The sequence below is a fragment of the Paucidesulfovibrio longus DSM 6739 genome (assembly GCF_000420485.1).
GTDB classification, from domain to species: Bacteria; Desulfobacterota; Desulfovibrionia; order Desulfovibrionales; family Desulfovibrionaceae; genus Paucidesulfovibrio; species Paucidesulfovibrio longus.
Genome location: NZ_ATVA01000013.1, coordinates 124,818 through 139,883, shown reverse-complemented (window position 1 = coordinate 139,883; position 15,066 = coordinate 124,818). Strand labels below are relative to the sequence as shown.

12 protein-coding genes and 2 tRNA genes are annotated in these 15,066 nt (G+C 64.5%); 8 read left to right on the top strand and 6 right to left on the bottom strand.

All coding sequences use genetic code 11. The features are described from left to right. Positions 1-89: 89 nt before the first annotated feature. From G452_RS0107690 to G452_RS0107680, 3 genes are all read right to left on the bottom strand, one after another. A tRNA-Arg gene (locus G452_RS0107690) sits at positions 90-166 on the bottom strand. 68 nt (positions 167-234) lie between these two features. Beyond that, a complete protein-coding gene (locus G452_RS0107685) occupies positions 235-753 on the bottom strand; it encodes a PilZ domain-containing protein (protein WP_022661684.1) in 519 nt (172 codons plus the stop codon). 115 nt (positions 754-868) lie between these two features. Beyond that, entirely contained in the window at positions 869-1,243 is a 375-nt protein-coding gene (locus G452_RS0107680) for a hypothetical protein (RefSeq protein ID WP_022661683.1), read from the bottom strand. A gap of 268 nt (positions 1,244-1,511) precedes the next feature. Between G452_RS0107680 and G452_RS0107675 the strand changes: the two genes are divergently transcribed. The 3 genes from G452_RS0107675 (at position 1,512) to G452_RS0107665 (ending at position 5,608) form a co-directional block, all read left to right on the top strand. Beyond that, positions 1,512-2,723, top strand: coding sequence for a bifunctional folylpolyglutamate synthase/dihydrofolate synthase (locus G452_RS0107675; protein ID WP_022661682.1), 1,212 nt, complete (start codon positions 1,512-1,514; stop codon positions 2,721-2,723). 100 nt (positions 2,724-2,823) lie between these two features. Then, positions 2,824-4,215 carry an L-seryl-tRNA(Sec) selenium transferase gene (gene selA, locus G452_RS0107670; RefSeq protein WP_022661681.1) on the top strand — a complete coding sequence of 464 codons (1,392 nt, stop codon included), beginning with the start codon at positions 2,824-2,826 and terminating at the stop codon, positions 4,213-4,215. 16 nt (positions 4,216-4,231) lie between these two features. Further along, positions 4,232-5,608, top strand: coding sequence for an aminopeptidase (locus G452_RS0107665; protein ID WP_022661680.1), 1,377 nt, complete (start codon positions 4,232-4,234; stop codon positions 5,606-5,608). 64 nt (positions 5,609-5,672) lie between these two features. On the opposite strand, the gene G452_RS0107660 is transcribed toward G452_RS0107665, so the two are convergent. Continuing rightward, a complete protein-coding gene (locus G452_RS0107660; protein WP_022661679.1) occupies positions 5,673-6,152 on the bottom strand; it encodes a VOC family protein in 480 nt (159 codons plus the stop codon). Positions 6,153-6,181: 29 nt separating this feature from the next. Continuing rightward, entirely contained in the window at positions 6,182-7,030 is an 849-nt protein-coding gene (locus G452_RS0107655; RefSeq protein WP_022661678.1) for an AraC family transcriptional regulator, read from the bottom strand. Between the two features lie 120 nt (positions 7,031-7,150). On the opposite strand from G452_RS0107655, the gene selB reads away from it, so the two are divergent. The 3 genes from selB to G452_RS20540 all read left to right on the top strand — a co-directional run bounded on the left by selB (position 7,151) and on the right by G452_RS20540 (position 10,839). Then, the gene (selB, locus tag G452_RS0107650; protein WP_022661677.1) at positions 7,151-9,055 is read left to right on the top strand and encodes a selenocysteine-specific translation elongation factor; all 1,905 of its coding nucleotides are present in this window, start codon (positions 7,151-7,153) and stop codon (positions 9,053-9,055) included. An 86-nt stretch (positions 9,056-9,141) separates the two neighbouring features. Beyond that, a complete protein-coding gene (locus G452_RS0107645; RefSeq protein ID WP_022661676.1) occupies positions 9,142-9,966 on the top strand; it encodes a lipid-binding SYLF domain-containing protein in 825 nt (274 codons plus the stop codon). Positions 9,967-10,113: 147 nt separating this feature from the next. Next, complete coding sequence (locus G452_RS20540; RefSeq protein WP_022661675.1) at positions 10,114-10,839, top strand: lipid-binding SYLF domain-containing protein; 726 nt, start codon at positions 10,114-10,116, stop codon at positions 10,837-10,839. Between the two features lie 176 nt (positions 10,840-11,015). Here G452_RS20540 and G452_RS0107635 read toward each other — a convergent pair. Next, a tRNA-His gene (locus G452_RS0107635) sits at positions 11,016-11,092 on the bottom strand. A gap of 188 nt (positions 11,093-11,280) precedes the next feature. On the opposite strand from G452_RS0107635, the gene murA reads away from it, so the two are divergent. Both murA and G452_RS18600 read left to right on the top strand, forming a co-directional pair. Next, positions 11,281-12,531 (top strand): UDP-N-acetylglucosamine 1-carboxyvinyltransferase, encoded by a 1,251-nt coding sequence (gene murA, locus G452_RS0107630; RefSeq protein WP_022661674.1) that lies wholly within the window; start codon positions 11,281-11,283, stop codon positions 12,529-12,531. Positions 12,532-12,576: 45 nt separating this feature from the next. After that, positions 12,577-15,033, top strand: a complete 2,457-nt coding sequence (locus G452_RS18600; protein WP_022661673.1) for a DNA internalization-related competence protein ComEC/Rec2 — start codon at positions 12,577-12,579, stop codon at positions 15,031-15,033. The last annotated feature ends 33 nt before the right edge of the window (positions 15,034-15,066 follow it).

Genomic DNA, 15,066 nt, shown 5'->3' with positions numbered 1-15,066 from the left:
ACGGGCGCAAACCCTTTGGAAACAAGGGAAAAAAGAAAACCCGTCACCCCGGAGAATGACCCCAGAGAGACGGGTTTGTCTTTTGTTAATGGTGGGCCAGGAAGGATTCGAACCCTCGGCCAACGGCTTAGAAGGCCGTTGCTCTATCCACCTGAGCTACTGGCCCGGTCGGGATGATTTTCGTATACGGAGGGAGCCGCACGGGTCAAGGAAAAAGCTTCTCCCTTCCCGGCGCTATCCGAGAAAATTATAGAGCTTGATAAAGTCGTAATAGCTGTATTCGTCAAAGGAGACGCCCAGCTGTACCTTGTCGCGGGTTTTTCGTACGCGGCTCGTCTTGCTGGTGAACTGCACGGGCTGCTCCTCCTCGGGAAGGGTCAGCACCAGATCGAATTTGTCCGGACTGTTGACGAGTTCCTTGAGAAGCAGGTGTTCCTTGGGCAGTGAGAGCAATGCCCCCCCCAGGGATATGTTGACCATTTCAATCTCGTCGGGAGGAATGACAGCGCCGCCGACCTTGAACTGGATGGCTGCGGGAACCGCCATGGGCTTGCGGGCGTATTTGCGTTTTTCCTTGTCGCCGCCTTCCCGCGCTTCCTGTTTCTTGTGCTCAAGGTCTTCTTCCTGGCGCAGATGCTGTTCCAGCACCATTCGGACCAGGGTCGAGAACGAGATGTTCTGGGAATCGGCCAGCTCGCTGAGCGCGTAGATCAACCTGGGGTGCAGCGGGATGCTGACGTTGACGTTTTCCATGGCGGCGTCGCCCTCCTCGAAACCTTGGAGACTACGAACAAAACAAACGATTACGACATAGGGCGAAACAAATCAACAAGCGAGGCCGAGGAGCGGCTCGCAGGCGGGTCCGTTTTTAGTGCACCTCGGTCTTGCCCATGAAGGGGAGCAGGAGAAGAGCCACGAGCAGGAGCGCGAGGGCCGCTCCGGAAGGAAGCCTGCCGAACGTTCTGGAAGCGGGCAGTTCAAGCGGCTTGATCCTGTCGGTTCGCCGAAGCTTCTCGACGGCCAAAACGCTTCTGGCTGCGGAAACGGCGTTTGCTCCCAGGGGCATGTCGGAGCGCTTGAAATTTCTGAAGAAGCTTCCGTCTTCAGGCAATTTCAACTCAAGAGCGGGCGAAGGAAGACTGCTGGCTGCGTTCAGCTTGAGCGCGCCGTCGCGCTCGGCCGCGTCCGTGCTGGCTGAAAAGGCCAGAATAAGCAGTGCCAGAACTATCGCGAGATTTTTCATGGTTCTCGACTCCCGCAGGCATCGATCATGTCTGCCCGGAAAATCAGTGCGGTAACCTGCACCCTCCTCGGCAGGGGAGGGTATTCCACCTCCTTGCATAAGCTCGTCGGGGCAGGGGCAGCCATCGGATGAAAGTACCAATTTCGAGTCCGCACCGTGTTTTTTTCGGTTTGCGCACGGAAAAAGTTGAGAGCGCGGAGCTGCTGAAAGGCTGGACTTCGATGCGCCGCGCTCCTACACTTGAAAACTATGCAACCGGGGGGAATAGATGCGTTTCACTTCCATTGACGATATTTTCCAATATCTAGACGGGTTGGGACTGTTTCACATGGACCTGACCCTGGATCGTGTCGCGCGCTTCGCCGAAGCGTTCGGCGCGCCCGATTTTCTGGTGGCCCATGTGGCCGGAACCAACGGCAAGGGATCCACAGCGGCATTCCTGGAGCGTCTCGCACGGGAGCACGGCGTTCGAACCGGGCTCTACACCTCTCCGCATTTCCTGAATTTGCGCGAGCGCGTGCTCGTGGACGGAGCCTGGCTTCCCGAACGGCAATGGATCGATGCGGCCAATGAGGTGGACAAGCTGGCCGGAGATGCCGGATTGACCTATTTCGAGTTTCTGACGTGTCTGGCCATGAGCGCCTTCCGGCGCGCCGGGGTGAAGCTCGCGGTCATGGAGGCGGGACTGGGCGGCCGCTACGACGCAGTGCGCGCGTTCGGCTCGGACGTGGCCTTGCTCACGCCCATCGGACTGGACCACGTCCAGGTTCTCGGACCGACGCTCGAATACATCAGCAGGGACAAGGCTCACGTTATTCGCAAGGACGGCAAGGCCTTCAGCGCCTTGCAGGATGACCGGGTCGCCGACGTGCTCGCGGAGCGGGCCGAGCAGGTTGGGGCGAAGCTGGTCTTCACGCGGCCCGCTTGCCTGGAAGTGGGCATGCGCGGACAGCACCAGCGCGACAACGCCGGGTTGGCCCTGGCGGCCTGGGACGAGCTTGCGCCCGGTCTGGGTGTCGTGCAGGATGCCGACGCTCGGAGCCGCGCCTTGCAGCGGGCTTTTGTCCCGGGACGTTTCCAGGTCGTGGAACAGTACGGAGTCGCCTGGATTCTGGACGGCGCGCATAATGAACCCGCGCTGGAAGTGCTCGCCGAAACCCTCCAGTCCGAGCGCCTGGAACCCGCCGCCCTGGTCGTCGCCTGCATGCGCGACAAGGACATCGACCGCATGGCCCCGCTTCTGCGCGGGCTCACGTCGGGACCGGTGCATTGTCCCACCCTGCCGCAATACGAACGCATGCTGCCGGGCGAGGAGCTGGCCGCCTGCCTTGGCGGAGCCGCCGCTGCCGCGCCGGACTGCCGGGCCGCGTTGGAACGTGCCTCCAAGGCGGGCAGCCCCGTCTTGATTTGCGGTTCCTTGTATTTGCTGGCCGAGTTCTATAGATTCTACCCCCGTCATCTTCAACGCGAGGCGAACTGAGCCTGCCTCGGCGAATGGCGGGTCCGATCCCGCCGGTTTTGTCGGCGTCAGTGTCCGGATCAGTCCGGCGACTTGCGCGGGCGTCACACGGAGGTTCTTTTTGTCTGAATTATATCGCAGCCTGCCCGCAGTGGACCGCGTCCTGGCGGAACTGGCCGAGCATCCCGAACTGGCGGGCGTTCCTCGTTCCCTGCTGAAGGATCTCGTGAACGCTTTCTTGGAACTGCGCCGTGCGGACATACGCGCAGGCCGCATAGCCGCGCCCGAAGACCTCGCCATGGAGCGGCTGCTGCCCGATCTGACCGCGTTCGTCCGCGCCGGCGCCGGGCCGCATTTCCGGCGCGTGCTCAACGCCACGGGCGTGGTGGTGCATACCAACCTGGGGCGCTCCCTGCTGGCGGATGAAGCCGTGCGCGCCGTGGAGGATGCCTGCCGCAACTATTCGAACCTGGAGTTCGACCTTGCCACTGGCAAGCGCGGCAGCCGCTACAGCCACGTCGAAGAGCTTCTGCGCCGTCTGACCGGGGCCGAATCGGCACTGGTGGTCAACAACAACGCCGCGGCCGTGCTTTTGACGCTCTCAACCTTGACCGCAGGGAAGGAAGTCGTCATTTCCCGCGGGCAGCTTGTGGAGATCGGCGGTTCGTTCCGCATCCCGGACGTGATGGCCCGAAGCGGGGCTGTTCTGCGCGAGGTGGGAGCCACCAACCGCACCCATCTCGCCGACTACGAGCGGGCCTTGAACGAGAACACGGGCGCGTTGATGCGCGTGCACACCTCCAATTTCCGGGTGGTGGGATTCACCAAGGAGGTCGCCCTGACCGAGCTGCGCGGCCTTGCCGACAAGCACGGGCTGCCGCTTATCGAGGATCTGGGCAGCGGAGCGCTGATCCGCCTTCCCGGCCTGGAGGGCGAACCCCTGGTCCAGGAAGTGGTCCGCGAAGGAGCGGACGTCGTGACCTTCTCCGGCGACAAGGTTCTGGGCGGACCGCAGGCGGGCATCATCGTGGGCCGCGCCGAATATCTGGACAGGATCAAGAAGAATCCCATGAACCGGGCTCTGCGCATCGACAAGATGACCCTGGCCGCCCTGGAGGCGACCTTGCGGCTTTGTCTCGATCCGGAGCGTGCCTTGGAAACCGTGCCGACCCTGCGCATGATCGCGTCGCCCTTCGAAACGCTGAAGTCCCAGGCCGGGCGGCTGGCCCGGCTTCTGCGCGCCGAGCTGCGGGGCCTGGCCGAAGTCGCCACCCGCAGGGACATGTCCCGCGTGGGCGGCGGGGCCTTTCCGGAAAAGGATCTGCCCACCGTGCTGGCGGAGGTCCGTCCCCTGCATCTTTCCGTCGAATCCCTGCGCGAGGCGCTGCTGCGCACGGACCCGCCCCTGGTGGGCCGAGTGGAGAACGACGCTTTCTGCCTCGATCCGCGCACCCTGCGCCCGGACGAGCATCCCCTGGTTGCCCGCGCCCTGCGCGCGGCGCTTCAGCAGTAACACTCAAGGAGTCCGTGTGAGCAAGAACGAATTGGAATACAAGCCGTTGAACGGATGGCGGGTCTATGCCTCCGAAGAGCACCGCGAAGGCATGAACGCCCTGGCGGATCGATACGTTCGTTTTCTTTCGAGCTGCAAGACCGAGCGCGAGGTCATGCACTTCGTGCGCGAGCAGCTGGAGCTGGCCGGATTTTCGGACGATCTGTCGTCCGACAAGTGCTTCCGGTTCAGCCGGGGCAAGACCGTGTTCATGGCCCGCAAGGGACGCCGTCCCCTTTCCGAGGGGTTTCGTCTCGTGGGGGCGCACGCGGACGCGCCGCGCATCGATCTCAAGCAGCGCCCGCTGTATGAAGACCTGGGCCTTGCTCTGGCCAAGACGCATTACTACGGCGGCATCCGCAAGTATCAATGGCTGACCGTGCCGTTGGCGCTGCACGGGGTCGTGGCCAAGAAGGACGGCACCCTTGTCGAGGTCCGCGTGGGCGAGGAAGAGGACGATCCGGTCATGACCATCACTGATCTTCTGCCCCACCTGGCCTACAAGCAGGTGGAGAAGAAGGTTTCGGACGCTTTCGAGGCCGAGAGCCTGAACGTGGTCCTGGCGCACGAACCCGAACTCCCCGAAGACGAGGACAAGGAGTTCAAGGTCAAGCCCCGCCTGCTGCGGTTGCTCAGCGAGCGTTACGGCATTGCCGAGGCGGATCTCATGAGCGCCGAATTGCAGATCGTGCCTGCCGGCCCGGCGCGCTACGTGGGGCTCGATTCCTCCCTGATCGGCAGCTACGCCCAGGACGACCGCGCCTGCGTATATTCCGCGCTGGAGGCGTTCCTCGCACTTGAGGACGACCCCGAATACACGCAGATCGTGCTCTTCTGGGACAAGGAGGAGATCGGATCCGAGGGCGCCACCGGGGCCAAATCCCTGTTTTTCGAATACTGCATGGAAGAGCTGCGGGACTCCTGGGAGCCGAAGGCGCGTCTGTCCGCCATCTTCCAGCATGGCCAGGCCATCTCGGCGGACGTCCATGCGGGCACGGACCCGAATTTCATGGAAGTCTACGAGAAGCTCAACGCCGCCTATCTCGGCTACGGCCCTTGCTTCAGCAAGTTCACGGGCCATCGCGGCAAGGTCGGGGCCAACGACGCCCATCCGGAATTCATCGGCAGGCTGCGCGGCGTGCTCGATGATGCGGGCGTGCCCTGGCAGATGGCGGAACTCGGCAAGGTGGACCTGGGCGGCGGAGGGACCGTTGCAAAATTCCTGGCGGTCTACGGCATGGACGTCATCGACATGGGACCGCCGGTGCTTTCCATGCACAGTCCTTTCGAGATCACCAGCAAGGCGGACATCTATTCCACGGTGAACGCCTACAGCGCATTCCTGAAAAGCTGACGAAGACCCCGCCGGGGGAGGATGCCGAGGCTTCCTCCCCCGGCGGCGCTTCCGCTCTCTTGGGCTATTCCTTCCCCGCAGAAAGCATGTTCACGTATTCCAGCGGCAACGAGGTTCTCTCGGCCACCTGCTGTTCGGTCATGCCGTCGCGCATCAGGCGTCGGACCAGGGCGGGCAGCGGTTCTCCCACTTCCACGATGTGGCCGTCCGGGTCGAGCATGCGGAAGCAGCGCTGCGCCCAGGGTTGCTCCACCACTTCGTGCAGGATGTCCGCGCCCGCTTCCACGGCGGCGCGGTAGGCCGCTTCCGGGTCTTCGCTTTCGAAATACAGCTCGAAGTTGTCCCGGCCCAGGGGCGTTGTCGGGGCGGGCTTGCCCAGAAGGGGGCAGGCGTGTTCCGCCAGCCAGATCGAAAATCCGCCCTGGTAGGCCACGTGCGGACCGTGGTCGCCGAGCACTTCCTGTTCGAGCAGGCCTTCGTAAAACTCGCGTGATTGTTTCATGTCGCGGACCAGCACGGCCGGTCCTTCGAATTTGATGGGCATTGGTGCTCCTTATGGTTTCGGACCGGATATCAGAACGGGGCGGCTTCGTATTGGACGATGGCGACATCCCGCCATTCCTGCTGCAATGCGAGGGGCGAAAGTCCGGTGAGTGTTTTGATTTCTCTGTTCATGTGCGGCTGATCGCAGAATCCGGCCGCATGGGCCGCGTCCGCGAGGGGATTGCCGGGGCGGCGCAGCAACGTCAGGGCGCGATGCAGGCGCAAGGTCCGCCGAAAAGCGGCAGGCCCCACTCCCACATGCCGCGCGAAAAGGCGCTCCAGCCTGCGGCGACCGACGCCCAGCGCCTCGGCGGGCGAATCGCTGGGAACAATGCCCTTGTCGAGGGCGGCTTCCCTTCCGAGGTGGTGCAGGGCCTGTCTCACGAGAGGATCCGGCTCGGCCAGCAAGGAAAGGCGTTCCAGCAGCAGGCGCTCCATGACCCGCACTCGTCGGGCTGGATCGGGCTGGCTTGAGGCGTGGGCGCGCAGCAGCGTGGCGAGGCCGGCTCCGAGCATTTCCACAGGCCCGACGGCGTCGGACAGCTCGGAGCAGGGCGTGCCGAGCAGGGGAAAGGCGCTGCCGGGCCGCAGCCGGAAGCCGACGATGTCCGTCCGGCCGTTCATCTCCACCACGCCGGGGCGCATGGACGCGCCCACGACAAAGGCTTCCGGCTGGCCGACCGACGACCCTTCCGGAGCCATGCGGTCGCCGAAATTGAAGATCACGTCCATGCAGCCGTCCGGCAGCACGCGGATGCGTCTGGGGCCGAGGGCGAGCGGCGGCGCGTGCACGCACCAGAAGCAGAGCACGTGGGCGCGCAGGGGCGCGGCGGGCAGGAACTGCCGATACGGTGGAAGGGCTGCTGTTTCAGTGGCCATGCGAAAGAATACTCCGTGCCGGACCGTGAAGGCAACGCCGGTTCTTGTGGCATGTGGATAATTCTTCTATTGTGCCCTGATACGACTCTCAGCTTGACCACGAGACTTCAAGGAGGCTTCATGCCGCTGATCATGGGCACCGCCGGGCATATCGACCACGGCAAGACCACCCTCGTCAAAGCGCTGACCGGCATCGACTGCGACCGTCTCAGCGAGGAAAAGGAACGGGGCATCACCATCGAGCTTGGTTTTGCCCATCTCGACCTGCCGGGCGTGGACCGTCTGGGAGTGGTGGACGTGCCGGGACATGAGCGGTTCGTGAAGAACATGGTCGCGGGCGCGGCGGGCATCGATTTCGTGCTGCTGACCGTGGCCGCGGACGAGGGCATCATGCCCCAGACCCGCGAGCATCTGGAAATCTGCACCCTGCTCGGCATCCGGCACGGCCTGGTGGCTCTGACCAAGGCGGACATGGTCGAGGAAGACTGGCTGGAGATGGCCCAGGAGGAAGTCGCCTCGGCAATGGAGGGGACGTTTCTCGAAGGCGCGCCGGTCATTGCCGTATCCGGCCGCACGGGAAGGGGAATGGACGAGCTGCGCGCGGCCATAGCCGAGGTGGCCCGCAATCTTCCGGCGCGCAGCGCCACGGACCTGTTCCGTCTGCCCGTGGACCGCGTCTTCACCATGAAGGGCTTCGGCACCGTGGTCACCGGGACGCTGGTCGCCGGAAGCGTGCGGCTCGGCGAGGACGTGCTCGTCTACCCGGACAGGCTTCCGGCCAAGGTGCGCGGGCTTCAGTCCCACGGCGAACAGGTGGAGGAGGCCCCCGCAGGCCGCCGTACCGCCGTGAACCTCTCCGGAGTGGATGTTTCCGAAATTTCCCGCGGCAACGTGGTGGCCCGGCCCGGCACGCTCTTCCCGACCCTGGCCTGGGACACGCAGCTGACCTGCCTGGCCTCGTCCCCGCGTTCGCTGAAGCACCGCAAGGAAGTCCATTTCCACCACGGCGGGCGGGAAGTGCTGGCCCGGCTCTATTTCCTGGATCGCGACGAATTGGCTCCCGGCGACACCGCCGTCTGCCAGGTCCGTTTTGCCGAACCCATGGTCGGCGTCAGCGGCGATCATGTCGTGCTGCGCTCCTTTTCCCCGCTGCGCACCGTGGCGGGCGGGCTCTTGGTCAACCCGGACGCGGGCAAGATCAAGCGCCGCTCGGCCCAGGCGGAACTCCTCGATTCCCTGGCCGGGGCGGAAGGCGCCGAACGGGTCCGTCTGCGGCTGGAGCTTGCGGGCGTCGGCGGCTGCACGGGCGCGCAGCTGCCCGTCCTGACGGGCATGGGGCGCAAGGCGCTGGATGCGGCCTTGCAGGAACTCTCTTCCAAGGGGTTGGTCCTGCTGGTGGACAAGGAAGAGCGCCGCTTTCTCTCCGCGACCGCGTTCGAGGGCATGGCCGAGAGCGTGGAGGCGTTTCTGCAGAAATACCATCGCAAGCATGGCGACAGGGCAGGGGCCGGTCGCAGCGAAGTGCTCTCCGCCTGGGGGCGCGACCTGCCCCCGCGCGTGGTGCATTTCGTTCTGGAGCGGATGATCAAGCGCGGCAGGCTCGCGGCAGAGGGGGACGCCGTGCGTCTGCCCGGACATGAAGCCTCGCTCGCCGCGGACCAGACCGCGCTGCGCGAGGCCGTGCTCAAGGCGTATGTGGACGGGGGGGCGACCCCGCCGAACCTCAAGGACGTGCTCGAACCTTTGGGCGTGAGTTCCAAACAGAGCGCGGATACGTTCCGGCGGTTACTTGACGAAGGGCAGCTCGTTCGCGTCAAGGAGGAAATGTTTTTCCATGCTCCCGCGCTCAAGGGCATCGAGGACGCCGTGCGCGGATTTCTTGAGGAAAAGGGCGAGATGGCCGCTCCGGATTTTAAGGAATTGACAGGACTTTCAAGGAAGTACGCCATTCCCGTGCTGGAATATCTCGACCGCGAGAAGGTGACCGTGCGGGTGGGGGATGTGAGGCGATTGCGAAGAGCTTAGATTTACGGCACAAAATTTGCTTTGCTATGAGGCGTGCCTTAAGTTTCCAGCCGCAATCGCCGAAAGCGCCTTCAATGGGAGTAGTTATGAACAGTAAACGTCTGACCGTACTTGTCTCGGCCCTTTGTTTTTTGACGCTGGCCGCCTGCGCCAAGCCGCAAGCCGAGATCATCCCGCGCGAATCCTACGAGCAGCAGCTTGTGGACGCTTCCGCAACCGCAGTGCGGGACATGCGTCAATTCAGCCGTCCCCGCACGTTCGACTATGCTCTGCAGTGGGCCCAGGGCGTGCTCATCTTTCCCAGCTTCAAGAAGCATCATTGGCTCTCCCGCGTGGAAGGCCGCGACGGCATTCTGCTGGTCCGCGACGCCTCCGGTGCATGGAGCCAGCCCGCCTTCTACAACATCAACAACGACGGCAACGGTCCCCATCCCGCCATGGAAGCCGGGATGCTCATCTACGTCTTCTTCGACCGCGACCTGATGCTCAACGGACTCAGTTCCGGGTATCGCCTGCCGGAAGATATCGGCATGATCGTATCCCACGGCAACGGTCAGGCCGAGGAATACAATCTGGAAGAGAACCTTTCGGTCCTGTTGTTTCTCGACCAGCCGGGCACCCCCATGGACGGGTCGTTCCTGACCGGATGGATCTCGGCGCGGCCCACGCCCAATGAAGCCTACTACGGAACCGATCCGGTCGCTCCGGCCACCCTGGACACTCCGGCCACGCCGGAGAACATCATGATCAACAAATACTTCGTTTCCCGGCCCGTGCAGCAGGTCTGGGACGCCCTGAACAACGTCGCCCCCATGAACGGGGACATGGAAGGGACCAAGGCCGAGGACGCAAGCCTGGAAAGCCGGGAAACCTCGATGCATCAGCAGGCGGACGCAGAGCCCGCTTCCTGACCTCTGTCGCGGGGGAGCGTTTCTTCGGTCCCCTGCAAGTTGCTGCGCCATCTTGCTTCGTGACGTGGGCTGGGCTATGCTCGGCCCATGTTTATTCATTCATCCGCCGCCCGCCATGATCGCGTTCCGACGCGCCTGATAGTCCCCATGCTGCTCGGAGTATCGCTGCTCCTGCTTTGCGGCTGCCTGCCCAAGAACCCGCCGAAGGAGAGCGTCGATTCCCGCCCCGAGGCTCCGGTTCAGGAGCGATTGGTGCGCAGCGCCGCCGACGCCGTGACCGCGCTTCGCGCCGAGTCGCGCTATCCCGGTTTCGCCGCTGCGCTGGACCGCGCCGAGGGAGTGTTGATTTTCCCGAAATACGTCCGGCTGGGATGGATTCTCAGCGTGGGCGGCGGCAGCGGCGTCCTGCTCGCGCGCGACGACTTCGGAAAATGGAGCCCGCCCGCATTCTATCATATGGGCAAGGGCGGCTATGGGTTCCAGGCGGGCGTCGAAGGCGGCTCCCTGGTCTATCTTTTCTTCGACCGCGACTACATGCTTTCCGGGCTGGATTCGGGGTTCGACATGGGTCTGGACGCGGACGTGGTCGCCCTGACCACGGTGGACCGGACCGGAGTATCCCGGCTGGCGACGGACCGGCCCGTGCTGCTGTATGTGGACATGGGCGGCATGTATGCGGGCGTGTCCTTCAGCGGCGGGTTTGTCCGGCCCGATGCGGCTGCCAACGAAGCCTATTACGGAACAGGAAACATCGCGCCGCGGGATGTGGTTCTGCGCTGGAAACATTGGCGCGGCGACGCCGCCCCCCTCTGGGAGGCGCTGGGCGACGGCGGGCAATGGGACGAGGCCGTTTCCGGGCAAGCCGCGCCGTAACCGAACGAGCGCCTCTCGCCGGGCTTTTGCCCGATCTTCGCACCGAATCGTCGAATGGAGACGGCTCCGAATTCGGCGTTGCTTTTTCCTGCGCAAGGCTGCGCCTGGGGAACGCGACGCGTTTGCGGATTGGGGCAAAAAAAAAGACGGAGCCGAGGCTCCGTCCGGGAATTCGATGGGGTGGCTGGAGGGATTTGAACCCTCGGCCTTTAGGGCCACAACCTAACGCGCTAACCAACTGCGCCACAGCCACCATCGTCATTGATCTCACAGGAAGCTCGGATTGACACCGAAGCGGGTCTGGGCCAAAAGGAGTCCGCCGCCCGCGCGTTTTCCGTGTGAGGAATGTGTCATTAACCAAGCCGGGCGGCTTGGTCAAGTGCAATTTGTCATGAATATGAAAATCGCTCGGCTGAGCGTCAAGAAAGAACGGAAGGTTGCATGGAAAAACTGGTGATCGAAGGCGGCCTGCCGCTTCAGGGAACGATCCGGGTCAGCGGCTCCAAGAACGCGGCCCTGCCCATCCTCATGGCCTGTCTTCTGCCCGAAGGCGAGGTCCGGCTTGGCAACGTGCCCCGCTTGCGGGACATCCATACCTCGCTGCGGCTCCTGAACATCCTGGGCTGCGAAACGACCTTCGACGGCAACGACGTGACCGTGAACGTCCGCGACCTGAAGACCGAGGCTCCGTACGACCTGGTCAAGACCATGCGCGCCTCGGTGCTTTGCCTGGGGCCGCTGCTGGCGCTCAAGGGCGAGGCCAAGGTGTCGCTGCCGGGCGGCTGCGCCATCGGCGCGCGGCCCGTGGACCTGCACCTCAAGGCCCTGGAGCAGATGGGCGCTGTTTTCGAACTGACTTCCGGATATATTTTCGGTCGATGCGACAAGCTTCGCGGCGCGCACATCACCTTTGATTTTCCGACCGTGGGCGGCACCGAAAACCTGCTCATGGCCGCCAGCATCGCGGAAGGCGAAACCATTCTGGAAAACGCGGCCCGCGAGCCGGAAGTCCAGGATCTCGCCAATTTCCTCAACGCCATGGGCGCGAAGATCAGCGGGCAGGGCACTTCGGTGATCCGCGTGCAGGGCGTGCCCGCGCTGCGCGGCGCGGATTACCGCGTCATGCCGGACCGCATCGAGGCGGGCACCTACCTGGCCGCCGCGGCCATCACCGGCGGCGAGGTGCTGCTTGAAGACTGTCCGTGCACCGAGCTGGACGCCGTGTTGGCCAAGTTCCGCAACATGGGCGTGGAGCTGGAGGAACAGAAGGGCGGGCTGCTCGTGCGCCGCCACGGTCCCTTGAAAGGCGTGGACGTGACCACCCAGCCTTTTCCCGGCTTTCCCACGGACATGCAGGCCCAGATCATGGCCTGCCTCTGTCTTGCCGAGGGCGGCGGCGTCATCGAGGAAAAGATTTTCGAGAACCGCTTCATGCACGTCCTGGAACTGGTGCGCCTCGGTGCCGACATTCGGCTCAAGGGCCGCTCGGCCATGATCCGCGGCGTCAAGTCTCTGGTGGGCGCTCCGGTCATGGCCTCCGACCTGCGGGCCAGCGCGTCTCTCGTGGTCGCCGGCCTTGCGGCCGAAGGCCGCACCGACGTGCTGCGCATCTACCACCTGGACCGTGGCTACGAGGACATCGAGGCCAAGCTCGGGGGCGTGGGCGCGCGGGTCTGGCGCGAAGAGGAATAGGGGCATGGCGTTCGGGGGCGCAGCGGGCTTCATCCGGCGGCGGTCATGTCCCTGAAGCGCGGAAATTCCGGCCCGCCCGCGCACGCGGACGCGGCTCCCGATTTCCATTCCGCAAGCCCCTTGCCGCTGCTGGCCTGGCAGGTGCTGGTCCTGGGATTCGCCTCCGGGGTGGGCATTGCCCGCTGGCCCCTGCCCGGCGCGGTTTGTCTGGCCGCCGTGGTTCTGCTCGACGCACGATCACGGCGGCCCGTCGCGTTTTGGGGAATGCTGCTTGCGCTGGCCTTTGGCGGCTGGCTCTATGCTGCGAGCCTTCTGCCCGCCGCACCGGAGCCGACTCCTGGATGGCTGGACGAACGGGTTCCCTACCGCGTTTCCGGGATGGTCGAGTCCGTGGAAGGCAAGCCGGGGCGGCGCTGGCAGGTGGTCCTGGCGGATGTGGAGTGCCGCGCCGACGGCGAAACGCATCGTTTGCCGGAAAACGTAGTCTGGTATTGGCACGATCCGGTCCTGCGCCCCGTGCCGGGGCAACATGTCGAATTGCGCTCCTCGCTGATGCAGGTCTCCAGCTTCAAGAATCCGGGAGCCTGGGATTATGCTCTGTATTGGCGTATGCAGGGCGTCGGCTACAGCGCGTATTGCAGCGGCGGCAAGGACGTGGCGTTTCAGCCTCCGCAGGGCGGTCTGTCCGCGAATCTTCGAGCCTCGCTGCTCGGTTCCATCCTGAACGGAGCGCCCGAGGGACAAGGCCGGGCGTTGCTGCTCGCGCTGCTCACGGGGGATCGTTTCGAGCTGGACCCCGCAACCGTGGACGTCCTTCGCCGCGCCGGCCTGGCTCATACCCTTGCGCTTTCCGGGCTGCATCTCGGCTTCGTGGTCGTGGTCGGCTGGGCGCTGGCCTGGCTGGTCGGCAGAATCCGCCCCCGCATCTTTCTCGTTCTGCCGCGTCCCAAGCTTGCTGTGCTTTTCGCCGCGCCCGCCGTGCTGGCCTATGTCTGGCTGGGGCAGGCCACCCCCTCGCTCGTGCGCGCCGCGCTGATGTTCGGCTTTTGGGGATTGCTGCTTCTACGCGGTCGCGGCCGGGTGCTGCTGGACGGCCTGTTCCTGGCCCTGGCCTGCATTCTGCTCTTCTCTCCGCTTTCCCTGTTCGACATCCGCCTTCAGCTTTCCGTTACCGCCGTGGCGGGCATAGCGCTTTTCTATCCCTTGCTGCGCGTGCGCATGGACCGGAGCGGACCGTTTCGGCGTCTTGCCGGGGGGGCGCTGGATCTTCTCGCGGTCAGCCTTTGCGCCAACCTTGCGCTTTTGCCCATCACGGCGCGGCTTTTCGGAACCCTGGTGCCGAACCTCCTGCCCAACCTGTTCTGGATTCCGATGCTCGGCTTCGTGGTCATGCCTCTGGGAGGCGCCGGGATGCTGCTCGGAGCGTGTCCGGGGGTACGGGGACTGGGGGAGGCGCTCGTTTCCCTGGCCGCGTGGTTGCTGCAATGGATGCTCGACCTCGTGACGCGGGCGGACGCGGGCGGACTGTTGCCTTCCTGGCTGCTGCTCAGGCCGCTTTGGCCCGAACTCATCGGCGCGGGTTTGCTGCTGGTCTGCACGATCATGTATTTTCGGCGTCCCCGCGAACTTCCCTGGAGCGTGGTGTTTTCCGGGCTCGTGCTTCTCGCCGCCCCGCAGCTGCATACGCTCTGGATCGACTCCCGCGACGAGGTGCGCCTGGAGGTGCTCGACGTGGGGCAGGGGCAGTCCCTGCTCATTTCCGCTCCGGGAGGACGGCGCAGCCTGATCGACGGCGGCGGGCTGCGCAGTCGGACCCTGGAGACCGGCCGCGACGTGGTTGCGCCCTATCTGACCCTGGGCCGTCCGCCCCGTCTGGAGCTTATGGTCCTTTCGCACCCGCACATGGACCATTACAAGGGGCTCCTGTATCTGCTCCGGCATTTCGAAGTGGGGGCATTCGCGCACAACGGCCGTTGGCCTTCCGGGCATTATGGGCAGGAGCTTCGCGGACTGCTGGAAAACGCCGGGTTGAAGCCTGTCGAGGTCGTTTCCGGCAGCGTCTTCGATCTTGGCGGCGGTGGACGGCTGGAGGCGCTCATGCCGCCGCCGGGAGCGGACCCGCCCAGCACGAACGACGGATCCATCGTGTTTCTCCTGCGCAGGAACGGGCGCAATCTCGCTGTCCTTCCGGGGGATGCGGAGGAATGGAGCCTCATGCGGGTTACGGCCCTTGAGCGCGACCTTCGCAGCGACGTGCTCGTACTGCCGCATCACGGCAGCCGCACCGGGCTTGTTCCCGCATTCTTCGCCCGCATATCTCCACAGGCCGTTTTCTCTTCCTGCGGACGATTCGGAACAACGAAGCTGCCGTCCCCGCAGGTTTTGGAGCTGCCGGAGCTGCGCGGGGCCGCCGCCTACGACACGGCCGAGCACGGTCTCCTGCGTGCGGTCTGGGCTTCGGACGGATTTCCGCTTCGGGTCGGACCTGCCCGACCCGAATGACCTGCCGTCGGAAATGGCTTGGTCCGGTTGTTT

What these genes read in the sequence shown, in the direction of transcription:
- G452_RS18600 (WP_022661673.1), top strand. Translation starts at nt 12,577, where the DNA reads ATGTCCCTGAAGCGCGGAAATTCCGGCCCGCCCGCGCACGCGGACGCG.
- G452_RS0107645 (WP_022661676.1), top strand. Translation starts at nt 9,142, where the DNA reads ATGAACAGTAAACGTCTGACCGTACTTGTCTCGGCCCTTTGTTTTTTG.
- G452_RS20540 (WP_022661675.1), top strand. Translation starts at nt 10,114, where the DNA reads ATGCTGCTCGGAGTATCGCTGCTCCTGCTTTGCGGCTGCCTGCCCAAG.
- G452_RS0107675 (WP_022661682.1), top strand. Translation starts at nt 1,512, where the DNA reads ATGCGTTTCACTTCCATTGACGATATTTTCCAATATCTAGACGGGTTG.
- G452_RS0107655 (WP_022661678.1), bottom strand. Translation starts at nt 7,030, where the DNA reads ATGGCCACTGAAACAGCAGCCCTTCCACCGTATCGGCAGTTCCTGCCC.
- G452_RS0107680 (WP_022661683.1), bottom strand. Translation starts at nt 1,243, where the DNA reads ATGAAAAATCTCGCGATAGTTCTGGCACTGCTTATTCTGGCCTTTTCA.
- G452_RS0107660 (WP_022661679.1), bottom strand. Translation starts at nt 6,152, where the DNA reads ATGCCCATCAAATTCGAAGGACCGGCCGTGCTGGTCCGCGACATGAAA.
- G452_RS0107685 (WP_022661684.1), bottom strand. Translation starts at nt 753, where the DNA reads ATGGAAAACGTCAACGTCAGCATCCCGCTGCACCCCAGGTTGATCTAC.
- selB (WP_022661677.1), top strand. Translation starts at nt 7,151, where the DNA reads ATGCCGCTGATCATGGGCACCGCCGGGCATATCGACCACGGCAAGACC.
- murA (WP_022661674.1), top strand. Translation starts at nt 11,281, where the DNA reads ATGGAAAAACTGGTGATCGAAGGCGGCCTGCCGCTTCAGGGAACGATC.